Genomic DNA, 17,364 nt, shown 5'->3' with positions numbered 1-17,364 from the left:
GACCATGCCAGGCCCGACCGGCAAGGAGACCAACCCTCGTGTCCGTCCTCTCGAAGATCATGCGTGCAGGCGAAGGCAAGATCCTGCGCAAGCTGCACCGCATCGCGGACCAGGTCAACTCCATCGAAGAGGACTTTGTCAGCCTCTCCGACGCCGAGCTGCGCGCGCTGACCGATGAGTACAAGGAGCGGTACGCCGAAGGCGAGACCCTCGACGACCTGCTCCCCGAGGCCTTCGCCACGGTGCGCGAGGCCGCCAAGCGCGTCCTCGGCCAGCGGCACTACGACGTGCAGATGATGGGCGGCGCCGCGCTGCACCTCGGCTATGTGGCCGAGATGAAGACCGGTGAGGGCAAGACGCTCGTCGGCACGCTTCCCGCGTACCTCAACGCCCTTTCGGGCAAGGGCGTGCACCTGATCACGGTCAACGACTACCTGGCCGAGCGCGACTCCGAGATGATGGGCCGCGTCCACAAGTTCCTGGGCCTGACCGTCGGCTGCATCATCGCCAACATGACGCCGGCCCAGCGCCGCGAGCAGTACGCCAGCGACATCACGTACGGCACGAACAACGAGTTCGGATTCGACTACCTGCGCGACAACATGGCGTGGTCGAAGGACGAACTGGTGCAGCGCGGCCACAACTTCGCGATCGTCGACGAGGTCGACTCGATCCTCGTGGACGAGGCCCGTACGCCGCTGATCATCTCCGGCCCCGCCGACCAGGCCACCAAGTGGTACGGCGACTTCGCCAAGTTGGTCACCCGCCTCACCAAGGGCGAGGCCGGCAACACCCTCAAGGGCATCGAGGAGACCGGCGACTACGAGGTCGACGAGAAGAAGCGCACCGTCGCCATCCACGAGTCCGGCGTCTCCAAGGTCGAGGACTGGCTGGGCATCGACAACCTCTACGAGTCGGTCAACACGCCGCTCGTGGGTTACCTGAACAACGCCATCAAGGCCAAGGAACTCTTCAAGAAGGACAAGGACTACGTCGTCATCGACGGCGAAGTCATGATCGTCGACGAGCACACCGGCCGTATCCTCGCCGGCCGCCGTTACAACGAAGGCATGCACCAGGCGATCGAGGCGAAGGAAGGGGTGGACATCAAGGACGAGAACCAGACCTTGGCCACGATCACCCTTCAGAACTTCTTCCGGCTCTACAAGCGCCATGACCACGACGGCAAGGAAACCCCCGGCCTCTGCGGCATGACCGGTACGGCCATGACCGAGGCCGCCGAGTTCCACCAGATCTACAAGCTGGGCGTCGTGCCGATCCCGACGAACCGGCCCATGGTCCGCGCCGACCAGTCGGACCTGATCTACCGCACCGAGGTCGCCAAGTTCGCCGCCGTCGTCGACGACATCGCGGAGAAGCACGAGAAGGGGCAGCCGATCCTGGTCGGCACCACTTCCGTGGAGAAGTCGGAGTACCTCTCGCAGCAGTTGTCCAAGCGGGGCGTCCAGCACGAAGTGCTTAACGCCAAGCAGCACGACCGTGAGGCGACGATCGTCGCCCAGGCCGGCCGCAAGGGCGCCGTCACCGTCGCCACGAACATGGCCGGACGAGGCACCGACATCAAGCTCGGCGGCAACCCCGACGACCTCGCCGAGGCGGAGCTGCGCCAGCGCGGCCTCGACCCCGTCGAGCACGTCGAGGAGTGGGCCGCGGCGCTGCCCGCCGCCCTGGAGAAGGCCGAGCGTTCCGTGAAGGCGGAGTTCGAAGAGGTCAAGGACCTCGGTGGGCTCTATGTGCTGGGTACGGAACGGCACGAGTCCCGGCGCATCGACAATCAGCTGCGCGGTCGTTCCGGACGTCAGGGCGACCCGGGTGAGTCGCGGTTCTACCTGTCGCTCGGTGACGACCTGATGCGGCTGTTCAAGGCGCAGATGGTCGAGCGCGTGATGGCCATGGCGAACGTTCCCGATGACGTTCCGATCGAGAACAAGATGGTCACGCGGGCCATCGCGTCGGCGCAGTCGCAGGTCGAGCAGCAGAACTTCGAGACGCGTAAGAACGTCCTGAAGTACGACGAGGTCCTCAACCGGCAGCGCGAGGTCATCTACGGCGAGCGCCGTCGCGTCCTGGAGGGCGAGGACCTGCAGGAGCAGGTCACGCACTTCATGGACGACACGATCGACGCCTACATCGCGGCCGAGACCGCCGAGGGCTTCGCCGAGGAGTGGGACCTGGACCGGCTGTGGGGCGCCTTCAAGCAGCTCTACCCGGTGAAGGTCACCGTCGAGGAGCTTGAGGAGGACGCGGGTGACCGCGCGGGTCTGACCGCCGAGTTCATCTCCGAGTCCATCAAGGAAGACATCACCCAGCAGTACGAGGCGCGTGAGGCGCAGCTCGGCTCCGAGATCATGCGTGAGCTCGAGCGGCGTGTCGTCCTTTCGGTGCTCGACCGCAAGTGGCGTGAACACCTCTACGAGATGGACTATCTCCAGGAGGGCATCGGCCTGCGTGCCATGGCGCAGAAGGACCCGCTGGTCGAGTACCAGCGCGAGGGCTTCGACATGTTCAACGCCATGATGGACGGCATCAAGGAGGAGTCCGTCGGCTATCTGTTCAACCTGGAGGTCCAGGTCGAGCAGCAGGTCGAGGAGGTCCCGGTCTCGGACGCGGCGCAGCCCTCGCTGGACAAGAAGGACGCCGTTCCCGCGGGCGGCGGCCGTCCCGAGATCCGCGCCAAGGGGCTCGACGCCCCGCAGCGGCCCGACCGTCTGCACTTCCAGGCGCCGAACGCCGAGGGCGGGGTCGACGAGGGTGACTTCGAGACCGAGGACGCGGGCGTGCGGTCGGAGTCGGACGGCATGACGCGGGCCGAGCGGCGCAAGGCTCAGAAGGGCGGGCGGCGCCGCAAGAAGTAGCGCGTGGCGCTGCGCCGGCTGTAGCCGTGGTGTGAGGGGCCGGGTGCCGTAGGGTGCCCGGTCCCTCTGTGTTTGCCGGTGTTTCTGCCGGTGCCTCACCTGGCGGTACGGCCCTTGGGGGCGCCCACTTCCACCGCCGTGCAGCGCCACCGCTGGTCCGCGCCCAGGTGAAGGCGGAACGCCAGGGCCCGGAGCGCGGGGCCCGCGCCGATGCGGGCGAAGACCTCGTACACGCCGGGGCAGGGCTCGTAATGGCCGATCCGGTGGATGGTGGGGCGGCGGCCGTCCACGTTCAGGGGCGTGTGCTCGGCCAGCCTGGCCAGGTCGTCGAAGGCCGTGTTCGCGATGTGGCGGGCCGCCCAGTGCACCGGCTTCTGGCCGCTGAGCACCAGGAGCAGGCGTTCGGTGAAGAGCTCGGTGGGGTGCGGTGGGGGCTGCGGGGCCGTCCTGGGCGGGCGGGTCTGTGCGGTGGGGCGGCGTGGGTCCTTGCGGCCCGGCGGGCGGGTGACCGCCGGTCGTGAGCGGGGCCTGGTCATCACCTTGTGCATGCCGCGTCGCCTCCGTCGCTGCCGTCCCGGTTCTGATACCGGGGGGTAACTTGTGTCGGAGATCTTGTACGGGGGCGTGGGGTGCCGTCGCAAGGGGCGTGGCCGCCGGGTGCGGGGCCGGGGGAATATCCCCTATCAGGGTGGCCGGGGGTGCGGGGTGCCCTGTGGTTGCCGGGTGGGGCCGGGTGACCCGCGGGCGCTTCGGGTGACGCGGGGGGAGGGTGTGGGGCGCACTCCGAAGGGGGACTCCCGGACGTATTCTGTAGGCCCTCCTGGCAGCTTCTGGAGGGTCCTCCGGGCGGCTTCCGGCGGGAGTCCTTCCGACTACGAAAGCGGATCGTCATGCGCGTCTACGTTCCCCTGACCCTGCCCCGTCTCGCAGAGGCGTACAAGGCGGGCGAGCTGGGGCCCGGGCCGCTGACCGCGTACGCCGTGACGCCGGCGCTGCGTGAGTGGTACGTCTCGGACGACATCGAGGAGCTGGAGTACGCCGCCCTGAACCGGGCCGCGCTGGCTTCGCTGCGGCTGGTCGCGGGGGATCCGGGGGCGGCGCGGCGGCGGGTCGTGCTGGCGGCGGACGTGCCGGACGGGGCGGCCGTCATGGACCCCGACCGGGGGCTCGATCAGCGGGCGCTCGGCGAGGTGCGGGTCGAGGGGGGCCTGCGGCTGGGGAAGGTGGCCGCCGTGCATGTCGATGCGGGGGACGCCGAGGGGGATGTGGCCGCGGCTGTGGGGGTGCTGGGGGCTGCGGATCAGGGGGACGACGATGCGCGGTTCGTGGTGGACGGGGTCGAGGATCATGAGCTGCTGTGGTTCGCGACGCAGGAGATTCCTGGGCTGATCTAGCCCTGCCTTGCCCCGCGGGGCTTGGGCGGCTTGGGGTGGGCCTGCGGTTTCGTTGCCGTCTGCGGTGCGGTTCGTCTTGGGGCGGGGCCGCGCCGGTATGTCCGTACTCGCCATCTCGGTCTGGGCGTTTTGCTGCTTCGGCTCGCGAGACGTGGGCGCCGTGCTCCGTGCGGACATACCGGCACGGCCCCTCGCGTCCGTTGCCGGGTTCGGGTGGGTGGGGGTTCCTGTGCGCAGGTGCTGTCGGCGGTGGGGGTGTCTCCCGGTGGGAGGGCATGGGTACCGTTTCTGTATGGGGAAGCTGCAGCGCGGGGCGCACATCGTGTGGGACTGGAACGGGACGCTCCTGCATGACATTCATGCCGTGATCGAGGCGACGAACGCCTCCTTCGCGGAGATCGGGCTGGAGTCGATCACGCTCGAGCGGTATCGCGAGCTGTACTGCGTGCCCGTGCCCAAGTTCTACGAGCGGCTGATGGGGCGGCTGCCCACGGACGCCGAGTGGCAGGTGATGGACGCCGTCTTCCACAAGCACTACTGGGCGCGGGCCGAGGGGTGCGGGCTCGCGGACGGGGCCGCCGAGCTGCTCGCGGGGCGGCGGGCCGCGGGACGTACGCAGTCGTTGCTGTCGCTCGCGCCGCACGAGCACCTGGTGCCGATCGTGCGGCGGCATGGCATCGAGGAGCACTTCGTGCGGATCGACGGGCGGATGGACGCCTCGCACGCCGGTAAGGCCGAGCGGATGGTGCGGCATCTTGATGCTCTGGGGGCAGTGGCTGCCGTCGAGCGGACCGTGGTGATCGGTGACGCCGTCGATGACGCGCTGGCCGCGGCGCATGTGGGAGCGCGGGCCGTGCTCTACACCGGGGGTTCGCACAGCAGGGGCAGTCTGGCGGAGGCCGGGGTGCCGGTGGTCGACAGCCTGGCCGAGGCGGTGGAGGTCGCGGAGCAGCTGGCCGCGTAGGGCGCCTCGCTGCGGGATCCGGAGCGGCTGAACCTGCGGTTGGCGTGGCCCCGCTACGTCACCGGTGCCTTCGCCCTCAGTACCGTGAGGAACTCCCTCATCCACCGGGAGTGATCGGGCCACGCGCGGGCCGAGACCAGTGTGCCGTCGACCACCGCCTCCGCGTCCTGGAAGGTCGCGCCCGCCGCCTGCATGTCCATCTCCAGGGCCGGATACGCCGTGACCCTGCGGCCGGTCAGGCCGCCGATCGCCGCCGTCAGGAGCGGGCCGTGGCAGATCTGGGCGACCGGCTTGTCGGCGTCGAAGAAGGACTTGAGGATCTTGCGGAGCTCGGGGTCGTTGCGCAGATACTCCGGGGCCCGGCCGCCCGGGATCACCAGGGCGGCGTACTGACCGGGATCCACTTCGGAGAAGGCGAGGTCCGCGGGCCAGGTGTAGCCGGGCTTCTCCGTGTACGTGTCGAAACCGGGCTCGAAGTCGTGCACCACGAACTGCAGCTTCTTGCGGGCGGGGGCGGCGATGTGCACGTCGTACCCCTCCTCGCGCAGCCGCTGGTAGGGGTAGAGGACCTCCAGTGACTCCGCCGCGTCACCGGTCACTATCAGGATCTTGGCCGTCATCGGTGCTCGCTCCCCAGGTGAGGTCTGCCCGTCGGGTCTGCTTCAACTGTCCGTCCGTCCCGCTCAACGTGCATCCGCCCGTCCGGTTTGCCAAGAGGGCCGGCAGCCGACGGATGGCGGGAAGTCTCTGTGCAGACTGTCAAAGTTGCACCCCCTCTTTTGTACACATACGGCTCATGACGAGTCCCGGGGGCGGGGCGATAGCCTTGACCCGTGATCAGCGCGATATCCCGCGGGGGCGCGAGCGCCCCCGTCCTGCGCCCGGGAAACACGGATGACATCCGTGCCCGGGCCGTCGCTGACGCTTCTTCGCGGTGCGGCCAGCCAGATCACCTCGGCCACCGGCCGGCGAACCCGCCGGCCGTGCCGACAATGGCGCATAACCGCCCGCTCATCTCTCACCGCGGCATAACGTCGACTTCGACCGGAGACCCCGCGTCGTGGCGTTACGTCGAATCACTTCCTTCTACGTCACGCAACGGCGCGCGACAGGAGTCAGAGGACAATGCAGACCAAGCTGGACGAAGCCAAGGCCGAGCTGCTCACCCGGGCAGCCCGCGTAGCTGAGAACAGCCCGGTTGGAGGGCGCCTACCGAACGGGGCACCCACCGGGCCGAAGGGCGACGAGGCCACACCCGACCAGGACACGGTCCTCGCGTTCCTCCAGCGCTACTACCTGCACACCGCCCCGGAGGACCTGGCCGACCGTGACCCGGTCGACGTCTTCGGAGCCGCCTTCTCCCATTACCGGCTGGCCGAGAACCGCCCGCAGGGCACGGCCAGTGTCCGGGTGCACACCCCGACCGTCGAGGAGAACGGCTGGCAGTGCAGCCACTCCGTCGTCGAGGTGGTCACGGACGACATGCCCTTCCTCGTCGACTCGGTCACCAATGAGCTCTCCCGCCAGGGGCGCGGCATCCATGTCGTGATCCACCCCCAGGTCGTGGTGCGACGGGATCTGACCGGCAAGCTGCTCGAGGTCCTGACGACGGATCCCGGTACCGAGCGTCCGCACGATGCCGTCACCGAGTCCTGGATCCACGTCGAGATGGACCGCGAGACCGACCGCGCGGACCTGAAGCAGATCAGCGCCGATCTGCTCCGGATCCTGTCCGACGTACGCGAGACCGTCGAGGACTGGGAGAAGATGCGCGACGCCGCGCTGCGCATCGCCGATGAGCTCCCCACCGAGCCGACCGCCGATGACCTGCGCGACCAGGAGGTCGACGAGGCCCGCGAGCTGCTTCGCTGGCTCGCCGACAACCACTTCACGTTCCTCGGCTACCGCGAGTACGACCTCATGAACGGCGACGCGCTCGCCGCGGTGCCCGGCACCGGCCTCGGCATCCTGCGCGCCGACCCGCAGCACGCGGGCGCGGACGACCACCCGGTGAGCCCGTCCTTCAGCCGGCTGCCCGCGGACGCGCGCGCGAAGGCCCGCGAGCACAAGCTTCTGGTGCTGACCAAGGCCAACAGCCGTGCCACCGTGCACCGGCCCAGCTACCTCGACTACGTCGGCGTGAAGAAGTTCGACGCCGACGGCAACGTCATCGGTGAGCGGCGGTTCCTCGGGCTCTTCTCGTCCGCCGCCTACACCGAGTCCGTGCGGCGTGTGCCCGTCATCCGTAAGAAGGTCGACGAGGTGCTGAAGGGCGCGGGCTTCTCGCCCAACAGCCACGACGGCCGCGACCTGCTGCAGATCCTCGAGACGTACCCGCGCGACGAGCTCTTCCAGACCCCGCCTGATGAGCTCCGCTCGATCGTCACCAGCGTCCTCTACCTCCAGGAGCGCCGCCGACTGCGGCTCTACCTGCGCAAGGACGAGTACGGGCGCTACTACTCCGCCCTGGTCTACCTGCCCCGCGACCGCTACACCACGGGCGTACGGCTGCGGATCATCGACATCCTCAAGGAGGAGCTCGGCGGCACCAGCGTCGACTTCACCGCCTGGAACACGGAGTCGATCCTCTCCCGGCTGCACTTCGTGGTCCGGGTCGCGCCGGGCGGCGGCCTTCCGCAGCTCACCGACGCCGACACCGACCGCATCGAGGCGCGGCTCGTCGAGGCCGCCCGCTCCTGGGCCGACGGCTTCGGCGAGGCGCTGACCGCCGAGTGCGGCGAGGAGCGCGCCGCCGAGCTGCTCCGCCAGTACTCGGGCGCCTTCCCCGAGGGCTACAAGGCGGACCACACGCCGCGCGCCGCCGTCGCCGACCTGGTGCACCTGGAGCGGCTGAAGAGCGGCCACGAGGACTTCGCGCTCAGCCTGTACGAGCCGGTGGGCGCCGCCCCCGGTGAGCGCCGCTTCAAGATCTACCGCTCGGGCGCCCAGGTCTCCCTCTCCGCCGTGCTGCCGGTGCTGCAGCGCCTCGGCGTCGAGGTCACCGACGAGCGGCCCTACGAGCTGCGGTGCACGGACCGTACGAACGCGTGGATCTACGACTTCGGTCTGCGCCTGCCCAAGTCCCAGAACGGCAACGGCGACTACTTGGGCGACGACGGCCGCGAGCGCTTCCAGGAGGCCTTCGCCGCCGCCTGGACGGGCAAGGCCGAGGTCGACGGCTTCAACTCGCTGGTCCTGCGGGCCGGGCTCAACTGGCGCCAGGCGATGGTGCTCCGCGCCTACGCCAAGTACCTGCGCCAGGCGGGCTCCACGTTCAGCCAGGACTACATGGAGGACACCCTCCGCAACAACGTCCACACCACCCGGCTGCTCGTCTCGCTCTTCGAGGCGCGGATGTCCCCGGACCGCCAGGGTGCCGGTGTCGAGCTGACGGATGCCCTTCTCGAGGAGCTGGACGCCGCTCTCGACCAGGTCGCCTCGCTGGACGAGGACCGGATCCTGCGGTCCTTCCTCACCGTCATCAAGGCGACCCTGCGGACCAACTTCTTCCAGGAGGCGGGTGGCGGCACGCCGCACAACTACGTCTCCATGAAGTTCGACCCGCAGGCCATCCCCGACCTGCCCGCGCCCCGTCCCGCGTACGAGATCTGGGTGTACTCGCCCCGTGTCGAGGGCGTGCACCTGCGCTTCGGCAAGGTCGCGCGCGGCGGTCTGCGCTGGTCCGACCGCAAGGAGGACTTCCGTACCGAGATCCTCGGTCTGGTCAAGGCGCAGATGGTGAAGAACACCGTCATCGTGCCGGTGGGCGCCAAGGGCGGTTTCGTCGCCAAGCAGCTGCCCGACCCGGCCGTGGACCGCGACGCGTGGCTGGCCGAGGGCGTGGCCTGCTACAAGACGTTCATCTCGGCGCTGCTCGACATCACCGACAACCTGGTCGCGGGCGAGGTCGTGCCCCCGGCGGACGTCGTCCGGCACGACGAGGACGACACGTACCTGGTGGTCGCCGCCGACAAGGGCACCGCGACGTTCTCGGACATCGCCAACGAGGTCGCCGAGTCGTACAACTTCTGGCTCGGTGACGCCTTCGCCTCCGGCGGCTCGGCCGGCTACGACCACAAGGGCATGGGCATCACCGCCCGCGGCGCCTGGGAGTCCGTCAAGCGGCACTTCCGGGAGCTGGGCACCGACACCCAGACCGAGGAGTTCACGGTCGTCGGCGTCGGCGACATGTCCGGTGACGTGTTCGGCAACGGCATGCTGCTCAGTGAGCACATCCGGCTGGTGGCCGCCTTCGACCACCGGCACATCTTCATCGACCCGCGGCCCGACGCCGCGACGTCGTACGCGGAGCGCCGCCGCCTCTTCGAGCTGCCGCGCAGCTCCTGGGCGGACTACAACAAGGAGCTGCTCTCGGCGGGCGGCGGGATCTTCCCGCGCAGCGCCAAGGCGATCCAGCTCAACGCGCACATCCGCGAGGCGCTCGGCATCGAGTCGGGTGTCGCCAAGATGACCCCCGCCGACCTGATGCGGACGATCCTCCAGGCGCCGGTCGACCTGCTGTGGAACGGCGGCATCGGTACGTACGTGAAGTCGTCGGCCGAGGCGAACACGGACGTCGGCGACAAGGCGAACGACGCGATCCGTGTCGACGGCGCCGACCTGCGCGTCAAGGTCGTCGGCGAGGGCGGCAACCTCGGTCTGACCCAGCTGGGACGTATTGAATTCGCGCGCACCGGTGGGCACATCAACACCGACGCCATCGACAACAGCGCGGGCGTGGACACCTCCGACCACGAGGTGAACATCAAGATCCTGCTGAACGCGGTCGTCGCGAACGGCGACATGACCGTCAAGCAGCGCAACAAGTTCCTCGCCGCGATGACCGACGAGGTCGGGGAGCTGGTCCTGCGCAACAACTACGCGCAGAACACCGCCCTGTCGAACGCGGTCTTCCAGTCGCCGTCCCTGCTCCACGCCCACCAACGCTTCATGCGGCGCCTGGGCCGCGACGGGCATCTGGACCGGAGCCTGGAGTTCCTGCCGGCCGACCGGCAGATCCGGGAGCTGCTCAACTCCGGCCGCGGGCTCAGCCAGCCCGAGCTCGCCGTGCTCCTCGCGTACACGAAGATCACGGCCGCCGACGAGCTGATCCAGACGTCGCTGCCGGACGACGCGTATCTGCAGCGGCTGCTGCACGCGTACTTCCCGCAGGCGCTGCGCGAGAAGTTCCCCGAGCAGGTCGACGGGCACGCGCTGCGTCGCGAGATCATCACGACGGTGCTCGTCAACGACACGGTGAACACGGGCGGTTCGACGTTCCTGCACCGTCTGCGCGAGGAGACCGGGGCCTCCCTGGAGGAGATCGTCAGGGCGCAGCTCGCGGCCCGTGAGATCTTCGGTCTGAGCAAGGTCTGGGACGCCGTCGAGGCGCTCGACAACGTGGTTGCGGCCGATGTCCAGACGCAGGTCCGGCTGCACTCGCGCCGGCTCGTCGAGCGCGGCACGCGCTGGCTGCTCAACAACCGGCCGCAGCCGCTGCAGCTCGCCGAGACCATCGAGTTCTTCAGCAAGGGCGTCGCCGAGGTCTGGTCCGAGCTGCCGAAGCTGCTTCGCGGCTCCGACCTGGAGTGGTACGAGGGCATCCGCGACGAGCTCGCGGGCGCGGGCGTCCCCGACGAACTCGCCCAGCGGGTCGCCGGGTTCTCCTCGGCCTTCCCGTCGCTCGACATCGTCGCGATCGCCGACCGCACGGGCAAGGACCCGATGGCCGTCGCCGAGGTCTACTACGACCTCGCCGACCGGCTGCGGATCACCCAGCTCATGGACCGCATCATCGAGCTGCCGCGGGCCGACCGCTGGCAGTCGATGGCGCGCGCGTCGATCCGTGAGGACCTGTACGCGGCGCACGCCGCCCTCACGGCGGACGTGCTCTCCGCAGGGAACGGCGAGTCCACTCCCGAGCAGCGGTTCAAGGCCTGGGAGGAGAAGAACGCGGCGATCCTGAGCCGGTCGCGGACGACGCTTGACGAGATCCAGAGCTCGGACGCGTTCGACCTGGCGAACCTGTCGGTCGCGATGCGGACGATGCGGACGCTGCTGCGTACGCACTCGTAGTACGCCGTACGCCGAGGGGGCGCCCCGAGCCGAGAGGCCCGGGGCGCCCCTTTCGCGTATCCGGACTGCGCCAATCACACCCCCCTGAAGGGCGCCAATCGGGCATTAGCGATAATTATTAGGATGAGTCGGCATCTGAGTGGAGGGCGCATGGGAGCGATAGGTGAGCGGGGGACGCCGGAGGCGCGACCCGATGTGTCCGTAGTGGTGATCGTCTACAACGACGCCGAGCGGCTGCCGACCGCCGTCGCCTCGGTGCTCGACCAGACGCTGCGCTCCGTCGAGGTCGTCATCGTCGACGACTGCAGCACGGACGCGTCGTACGAGACCGCCAAGCGCCTCGCGGCCGAGCACCCCGAACGGGTGCGGGCCTACCAGCTGCCGGAGAACAGCGGCGCGGGCGGCGAGCCCCGCAACGTGGGCATCGGGCACACCGTCGGCAGCCATGTGATGTTCCTCGACAGCGACGACGTCCTGGAGCGCAACGCCTGCCGCAACCTCCTGGAGGCCGCCGAGCGCGACGGCTCCGACATCGTCTCCGGGCTCTGCGTACGCCTCTCCATGGACACCCGCAACAAGAAGCGCGACCAGTGGTACCCCTGGCTCTACGCCACCACCCGCACCCTGGAGTCCGTCACCGAGCTGCCCGACCTCTTCGTCTGGGACACGCTCTCCACGAACAAGCTCTACCGCCGCGACTTCCTCGTCGAGAACGCCCTGCGCTTCCCCAAGGGCATGTTCTACGAGGACCTGATGTTCATCGCCGAGGCCTATCTCGCGGCAGGCCGCATCACGCTCATCCCGAACCAGGTCTACTTCTGGCACGTCCACGAGCGCGCCGCCGAGAAGTCGGTGACCAACCGGCGCCACGAGATGACCAACTTCCGGCACCGGATGGAGATCCACCGCCGGATCGACGCGCTGCTCGCCGAGCGCGGCCTGGACGAGCTGCGGCTCGCCAAGGACATCAAGTTCCTCAAGCACGACCTGGTGCTGCACCTGCGCGACCTGCCGTTCCGTGACGCCTCCTACCGGCAGGAGTTCGCGGGCCTTGCCCGTGACTACCTCGCCGGGCTCGACCGCGCCGCGTACGCCGAGGTGCAGCCCGCCCAGGCCATCTGCGCCTACCTCCTGGAGCAGGGCGACTGGGACAACCTGCTGCCCGCCGTGGACACCCTCACCAACCGCGACAAGATCTCCTCGCCGCTCGCCGAGCGGGACGGGCGCGTGTACTGGTGCGCGGAGCACCTCGACGACCCGTTCGGCCGCCAGGTCCTTGACGTGACCGCGCTCGGCTACCACGGCAAGCGCCTCGACCAGATGTTCCTGCGCAACGTCCTGACGCGTTACGAGGAGTCGGCGGGGGCCGGGCAGTCGGAAGGGGCCGGGCAGTCGGCGGGGACCGTGCGGTTGGCGGGCCGTGTCACCAACCCGCTCGGCATCATCGGCCCCGACGCCGTGCTCACCGCCGAGCTGGAGTTCAGCGCCCGGCGGCGCAGCCTGCAGTCCTTCCGCTTCCCCGTCTCCGAACTGCGCCACGAGGGCGAGGCGATCTCCTGGGAGGCCGGCGCCGACCTGACCCGGCGGCTTCGCCCGCTCGGCGTCGTCGACGCGGTGTGGGACGTACGCCTGCACCTCACCGCCGACGGGGTGCGCACCAGGACGCGGCTCACCGCGAGCACCCCGGGGCTCGCCGAGGGGCTGCTTCCGGTGCGGCCGCGGCTGACCCGCCTGGTCGCCGATCACATCGAGCCCGAGGTCTCGCAGCGCGGGCACCTCGCGTTCCGGCTCGTCACGCGGGACGCGGCCGGCGGCCGGATCCAGGACCTGGTGGCGCGCGGCACCCACGGGATGCCGGGGCGGCTCGCCAAGTCCGGCTTCCGCAGGGCGAAGAAGCTGCGCAAGGACCTCACGTCCGGGCAGAGCAAACTGCGCGTCTACGACGAGGTGTTCAGCCGCCTTCCGGTCAAGAAGGGCACGGTCGTCTTCGAGAGCCACCTCGGCAAGCAGTACAGCGACAGCCCCCGCGCCATCTACGAGGAGATGCGGCGCCGAGGGCTCGACTTCGATGCCGTGTGGTCCTACTCCGGCAGCCCCAAGGGCTTCCCCGAGGACGCCACGCTGGTGCGGCGCTGGTCGCTGCCGTATCTGCGGGCCCTGGCGCAGGCCGAGTTCTGGGTCGACAACCAGAGCTACCCGCTCAAGCTCACCAAGCGTCCCGAGACGACGTACATCCAGACCTGGCACGGCTCCGCGCTCAAGCGCATGGGCTTCGACGAGCCCGCCTGGAAGCTGCGCAGCAAGCCCCGGCAGGACGAGCAGCAGCGCGTCCTCGACCGCTTCGACCGCTTCCTGGTCCGCTCCGAGCACGATGTGCGGACTCTGGCGAAGGCCTTGCGGTTGAAGGAGAAGGTGCTGTTGCGGGTGGGTTACCCGCGCAACGACGCGCTGGTGCGCGCCAAGCGCCGCGAGGACGCGACGGGCGTACGCGAACGCGGCCCACTGGCCGGCGAGTTGGGCATCCCCGACGACAAGCGGGTGCTCCTGTACGCGCCGACCTTCCGGCGGCACGGCGGCCGCCACGGACGCTTTGAACTGCCCTTCGACGTCGAGCGTTTCGCGGAGGAGTTCGGCGACCGGTACGTGCTGCTCGTGCGCTCGCACTACCTCAACCACGTCGTGCTCCCGCCGTCCGTGCGGGGCCGCGTCATCGACGTATCCGCGCATCACGACGTCACCCCGCTCTATGAGCTCGCCGACGCGATGATCACCGACTACTCATCCGTGATGTTCGACTACGCGCTCCTCGACCGGCCGATGCTCTTCTTCACGTACGACTACGAGGAGTACGTGCACGAAGGGCGAGGGACGTACTTCGATCTGCGGGAACGGGCTCCCGGCCCGGTGGTCGACACCGAGGAGGAGCTGTTCGGGGCGCTGAAGGCGCTGGACGAGCAGGCTCTGGAACACGCGGCGGCGCGGGCACGGTTCGTCGCCGAGTTCGGTGAGTACGACAAGGGCGACGCGGCCAAGAGCGTCGTCGAGCAGTTCTTCTCGCACTGGAGCGGCAAGTGATACAGACAGCGCAGCGTACGCGGGACATCTTCTTCGTCTCCAACAGCGTCAACGAGCTGGGCGGGATCACCAGTTGGTCGCACCAGATGGCGAAGCTCTTCGCCGGGCAGGGCCATCGCGTGCACGTCATCGGCATCACCGAGCCGGGCGTCCCGCAGGACATCGGCACGGATCTGCCCTACCCGACCACGACCCTGTACGACGAGCACCCGCCGCGCGTCGGCCCTGCGCGCGGCATCAAGGGGCGGCTCAACGTCGCCGAGCACCGGCTGCGGGCCCGGCGCCAGGAGGGCATGCACGAGCAGGCCGCAAGGCTGACCGCGCTGTTCGCGCAGGCCGGGCCCGGCGCCGTCGTCATCGTCACGCAGGTGTGGGCGATGGAGTGGGTCGAACTGGCCGACACCACCGGCCTGTTGGTCATCGGCATGAGCCACGAGTCGTTCGCCTACTCGCGGGCTTGCTCGCGCTTCGGGCGGGTGCGCAAGCACTACAAGGACGTCGACCGGATGCTCGCGCTGACCCGCGAGGACGCCGATCTGTGGATCAGGCAGGGCCTGGACAACGCCTCATTCATGCCGAACCCGCTGCCCTTCATGCCCGAAGTGCCGTCCAAGCGCACCGAGAAGGTCGTCACCAGCATCGGCAGGCTGCACGACCAGAAGGGCATCGACATGCTCCTCGACACCTGGGCGGAGGTCGCGCCGCTGCACCCGGACTGGACGCTGCGGATCTACGGCTCCGGCGAGGACGAGGAGATGCTCAAGAAGCAGTGCACGGCGCTCGGCCTCGACGGCTCCGTGGAGTGGATGGGGCGCACGAGCGACGTTCCGGGGGCGCTGCGCGGCGGCTCGGTGTTCGTGCAGTCGTCGCGCGGCGAGGGCTTCCCGCTCGCGCTGATGGAGGCGATGGCCACGGCGGTGCCGTGCGCCGCGTTCGACTGCGCGCCGGGCGTGCACGAGATCATCGACGACGGCGTGGACGGACTGCTCGCCCGGCTCGGCAACACCGCCGAACTGGCCCGCAGGCTGGACACGTTGATGTCCGACAAGGAGCTGCGGGACCGGATGGGCGATCTGGCGCGGGAGAACATCCGGCGCTATACGACGGACGAGATCGTGCGCCGCTGGGAGGAGCTGTTCCGGTTCCTCGAACGGTGATCCTCGGGCGGCGAGTTACTTCTTGCCGCCGGTGAACCGCTCGTACTCCTTGAGGACGTCCTCCGTCGGGCCGTCCATCCGCAGCTCGCCGTGCTCCAGCCAGAGCACGCGCTCGCAGGTGTCGCGGATCGACTTGTTGTTGTGGCTGACCAGGAAGACCGTGCCCGCGCGCCCCCGCAGCTCGCGGATGCGGGCCTCCGAGCGCTTCTGGAAGGAGCGGTCGCCGGTCGCCAGGGCCTCGTCGATGAGGAGTACGTCGTGGTCCTTGGCGGAGCCGATGGAGAAGCGGAGCCTGGCCGCCATGCCCGATGAGTACGTCCGCATGGGCAGCGTGATGAAGTCGCCCTTCTCGTTGATGCCGGAGAAGTCGACGATGTCCTGGTAGCGCTCCTGGATCTGCTCGCGGGACATGCCCATCGCCAGGCCGCCGAGCATGACGTTGCGCTCGCCGGTCAGGTCGTTCATCAGGGCCGCGTTGACGCCGAGCAGGGAGGGCTGGCCGTCGGTGAAGATGCGGCCGCTCTCGACGGGGAGCAGCCCGGCGACCGCTTTGAGGAGCGTCGACTTGCCCGAGCCGTTCGTGCCGATCAGGCCGATGGCCTCGCCCTTGTACGCGGTGAAGGAGACCTTCTTGACGGCGTGCACCTTGCGGACGCCGGGGGACTCGCCCCGCTTCAGGATGCGGCCGAGCGCGGCGGTCGCGCTGCCGCGGCCCGTCGTGGCGCCGCCGTGGACGCGGTAGACGATGTCCACCTGGTCGGCGATGACGGTGGGTGCGGGGGTGTGGGCGGGTGCGGTCTCAGTGAGGGGTGCAATCGTCGTCTCAGCCACGGCCGTACGTCTCCTCTGCCTTCCAGAAGTAGATGAAACCGCCCACCCCGGCGAGCAGCGCCCACCCGATGGCCCAGGCCCAGACGTGCTGCGGGAGCTGCTCGCGCTGGAAGGTGTCGATCAGCGCGAAGCGCATCAGGTCGATGTAGACCGCGGCGGGGTTGCACTCCAGGAGGACCTTCACGAAGTGCGGCAGGTCCTTGCCCTTGAGGACCGCGTCGATGCTCCACATCACGCCGGACGCGTACATCCACGTACGCAGCACGAACGGCATCAGCTGGGCGATGTCCGGCGTCTTGCTGCCGAGGCGGGCCATCACCAGGGCCAGGCCCGTGTTGAAGGTGAACTGCAGGATCAGGGCCGGGATCACCAGGAGCCAGGACGCGGTGGGCGGTACGCCGAAGCAGAGCAGGATCACCACAAGGGCGGCCATGGAGAAGAGCAGCTGCTGGAGCTGTTGCAGGCAGTACGAGATCGGCAGCGCGGCCCGTGGGAAGTGCAGGGCGCGCACCAGGCCGATGCTGCCGGAGATGGCCTTGGTGCCGGCCATCACCGAGCTCTGCGTGAACGTGAAGATGAAGACGCCGGTGACCAGGAACGGGACGTAGTCGTCGACATCGTGCTTGGTGTCCATCAGCACGCCGAAGATGAAGTAGTAGACCGCCGCGTTCAGGAGCGGGGTCATCACCTGCCAGACCTGGCCGAGCTTCGCCTGGCTGTACTGCGCGGTCAGCTTGGCGGTCGCGAAGGCGGTGATGAAGTGGCGCCGCTGCCAGAGCTGACGGACGTACGCCGGGAGCGTGGGGCGGGCGCCGCTGACGGTCAGGCCGTGCCGGGCGGCAAGCTCGGCCGGGTCGGGGGCCGCGGCCGCCGTGCGGGGTGGTGCGTCGAGGACCTGACTCACTGCCGCTGCTCCTTACTCGTTACGTCGGGACGGACCCGTATCGTCGCAACGTCGAGAGTAGGCCGTCGCTACGTCGGAACGCAACCGT

At 69.1% G+C, this 17,364-nt stretch carries 10 protein-coding genes; 6 read left to right on the top strand and 4 right to left on the bottom strand.

The features are described 5' to 3' along the window. The first annotated feature begins 38 nt into the window (after positions 1-38). Positions 39-2,876 carry a preprotein translocase subunit SecA gene (gene secA / locus AB0G47_RS10355; RefSeq protein ID WP_360766467.1) on the top strand — a complete coding sequence of 946 codons (2,838 nt, stop codon included), beginning with the start codon at positions 39-41 and terminating at the stop codon, positions 2,874-2,876. A gap of 95 nt (positions 2,877-2,971) precedes the next feature. On the opposite strand, the gene AB0G47_RS10350 is transcribed toward secA, so the two are convergent. Further along, positions 2,972-3,424 (bottom strand): Rv3235 family protein, encoded by a 453-nt coding sequence (locus tag AB0G47_RS10350; protein ID WP_360766464.1) that lies wholly within the window; start codon positions 3,422-3,424, stop codon positions 2,972-2,974. A 342-nt stretch (positions 3,425-3,766) separates the two neighbouring features. On the opposite strand from AB0G47_RS10350, the gene AB0G47_RS10345 reads away from it, so the two are divergent. Both AB0G47_RS10345 and AB0G47_RS10340 read left to right on the top strand, forming a co-directional pair. Beyond that, positions 3,767-4,270 (top strand): hypothetical protein, encoded by a 504-nt coding sequence (locus tag AB0G47_RS10345; RefSeq protein WP_266866316.1) that lies wholly within the window; start codon positions 3,767-3,769, stop codon positions 4,268-4,270. A 292-nt stretch (positions 4,271-4,562) separates the two neighbouring features. Beyond that, the gene (locus AB0G47_RS10340) at positions 4,563-5,234 is read left to right on the top strand and encodes an HAD family hydrolase (protein WP_360766461.1); all 672 of its coding nucleotides are present in this window, start codon (positions 4,563-4,565) and stop codon (positions 5,232-5,234) included. Positions 5,235-5,287: 53 nt separating this feature from the next. On the opposite strand, the gene AB0G47_RS10335 is transcribed toward AB0G47_RS10340, so the two are convergent. Then, positions 5,288-5,854: a DJ-1/PfpI family protein gene (locus AB0G47_RS10335; protein ID WP_360766458.1), complete on the bottom strand. Its 567-nt coding sequence runs from the start codon at positions 5,852-5,854 to the stop codon at positions 5,288-5,290. Positions 5,855-6,359: 505 nt separating this feature from the next. Here AB0G47_RS10335 and AB0G47_RS10330 point away from each other — a divergent pair. The 3 genes from AB0G47_RS10330 (at position 6,360) to AB0G47_RS10320 (ending at position 15,541) form a co-directional block, all read left to right on the top strand. After that, positions 6,360-11,309 carry an NAD-glutamate dehydrogenase gene (locus tag AB0G47_RS10330; protein ID WP_360766455.1) on the top strand — a complete coding sequence of 1,650 codons (4,950 nt, stop codon included), beginning with the start codon at positions 6,360-6,362 and terminating at the stop codon, positions 11,307-11,309. A 150-nt stretch (positions 11,310-11,459) separates the two neighbouring features. After that, positions 11,460-14,384: a bifunctional glycosyltransferase family 2 protein/CDP-glycerol:glycerophosphate glycerophosphotransferase gene (locus tag AB0G47_RS10325; protein ID WP_360766453.1), complete on the top strand. Its 2,925-nt coding sequence runs from the start codon at positions 11,460-11,462 to the stop codon at positions 14,382-14,384. Then, positions 14,381-15,541, top strand: coding sequence for a glycosyltransferase (locus AB0G47_RS10320; RefSeq protein WP_360766450.1), 1,161 nt, complete (start codon positions 14,381-14,383; stop codon positions 15,539-15,541). The genes AB0G47_RS10325 and AB0G47_RS10320 overlap by 4 nt, the downstream gene beginning before the upstream one ends. A gap of 15 nt (positions 15,542-15,556) precedes the next feature. On the opposite strand, the gene AB0G47_RS10315 is transcribed toward AB0G47_RS10320, so the two are convergent. Together AB0G47_RS10315 and AB0G47_RS10310 are read right to left on the bottom strand one after the other, a co-directional pair. After that, entirely contained in the window at positions 15,557-16,372 is an 816-nt protein-coding gene (locus tag AB0G47_RS10315; protein WP_360766448.1) for an ABC transporter ATP-binding protein, read from the bottom strand. Continuing rightward, positions 16,365-17,276, bottom strand: coding sequence for an ABC transporter permease (locus AB0G47_RS10310; RefSeq protein ID WP_360766445.1), 912 nt, complete (start codon positions 17,274-17,276; stop codon positions 16,365-16,367). Before AB0G47_RS10310 ends, AB0G47_RS10315 begins: the two co-directional genes overlap by 8 nt. Positions 17,277-17,364 lie beyond the last annotated feature (88 nt).

It is taken from the genome of Streptomyces sp. NPDC021622 (assembly GCF_040640795.1).
GTDB lineage: Bacteria > Actinomycetota > Actinomycetes > Streptomycetales > Streptomycetaceae > Streptomyces.
Note: the sequence above shows the minus strand (reverse complement) of the source record. Positions and strands in the feature narration are given on the sequence as shown.